1 rRNA gene is annotated in these 1790 nt (G+C 49.2%); it reads left to right on the plus strand.

Features of this window, described 5'->3' with window-relative positions:
- Positions 1-322: 322 nt before the first annotated feature.
- Positions 323-1790: ribosomal RNA gene (locus tag BLW39_RS06925) — 16S ribosomal RNA — on the plus strand; the annotation flags it as partial.

The following is a 1790-nucleotide window of genomic DNA, read 5'->3' on the forward strand; positions in this document are numbered from 1 at the left end:
TATACTAGTTATTGTTCGTTACGAAGCGAAGGTGCTTCTAACGAGGAGCTGGGGTCTGGCAACAGGAACCGGACAACAAAAAGTTTTCCAAAAAGTCATTGACAAGCGTTGATGATTCAGGTAAACTAAATGAGTTGCCCTAACAAGGCATCGCACATTGAAAACTGAACAAAACTTTGAACAAACAAATCTGTAACGGTGGCTACTTGGTAAGTAGTCACAAACAAATTTGCGAAGTCAATTCGTAACAAACAATAAACGGATAGGCGTTATCGAGAGATAATAACTAGTCAGTTTAATCGAAGAGCAATCTTCAAACTTTTAACATGAGAGTTTGATCCTGGCTCAGGATGAACGCTGGCGGCGTGCCTAATACATGCAAGTCGAACGCGCAGCGAAGAGTGCTTGCACTCTTCAAGCGAGTGGCGAACGGGTGAGTAACACGTGAATAACCTACCGAAAAGCAGGGGATAACATTTGGAAACAGATGCTAATACCGTATAAAACGTGCTGTCGCATGACAAAACGTTAAAAGGTCCGTTTGGACCACTTTTTGATGGATTCGCGGTGCATTAGTTAGTTGGTGGGGTAAAGGCTCACCAAGACGATGATGCATAGCCGAGTTGAGAGACTGACCGGCCACATTGGGACTGAGACACGGCCCAAACTCCTACGGGAGGCTGCAGTAGGGAATCTTCCACAATGGGCGCAAGCCTGATGGAGCAACGCCGCGTGTGTGATGAAGGCTTTCGGGTCGTAAAGCACTGTTGTATGGGAAGAACGGTAAGGGTAGGAAATGATCTTTACATGACGGTACCATACCAGAAAGGGACGGCTAAATACGTGCCAGCAGCCGCGGTAATACGTATGTCCCGAGCGTTATCCGGATTTATTGGGCGTAAAGCGAGCGCAGACGGTTTGATAAGTCTGAAGTGAAAGCCCACAGCTCAACTGTGGAAGTGCTTTGGAAACTGTCAAACTTGAGTGCAGTAGAGGTAAGTGGAACTCCATGTGTAGCGGTGGAATGCGTAGATATATGGAAGAACACCAGTGGCGAAGGCGGCTTACTGGACTGCAACTGACGTTGAGGCTCGAAAGTGTGGGTAGCAAACAGGATTAGATACCCTGGTAGTCCACACCGTAAACGATGAACACTAGGTGTTAGGGGGTTTCCGCCCCTTAGTGCCGAAGCTAACGCATTAAGTGTTCCGCCTGGGGAGTACGACCGCAAGGTTGAAACTCAAAGGAATTGACGGGGACCCGCACAAGCGGTGGAGCATGTGGTTTAATTCGAAGCAACGCGAAGAACCTTACCAGGTCTTGACATCCTTTGAAGGTACAAGAGATTGTGCTGTTTTCTTCGGAAACAAAGTGACAGGTGGTGCATGGCCGTCGTCAGCTCGTGTCGTGAGATGTTGGGTTAAGTCCCGCAACGAGCGCAACCCTTATGTTTAGTTGCCAGCATTTAGTTGGGCACTCTAGACAGACTGCCGGTGACAAACCGGAGGAAGGCGGGGACGACGTCAGGTCATCATGCCCCTTATGACCTGGGCTACACACGTGCTACAATGGCGTATACAACGAGCAGCGAACTCGCGAGGGTAAGCGAATCTCTTAAAGTACGTCTCAGTTCGGATTGTAGTCTGCAACTCGACTACATGAAGTCGGAATCGCTAGTAATCGCGGATCAGCATGCCGCGGTGAATACGTTCCCGGGTCTTGTACACACCGCCCGTCACACCATGGGAGTTTGTAATGCCCAAAGCCGGTGGCCTAACCTTCTGGGAGGA

Source organism: Fructobacillus pseudoficulneus (assembly GCF_900108455.1).
GTDB lineage: Bacteria > Bacillota > Bacilli > Lactobacillales > Lactobacillaceae > Fructobacillus > Fructobacillus pseudoficulneus.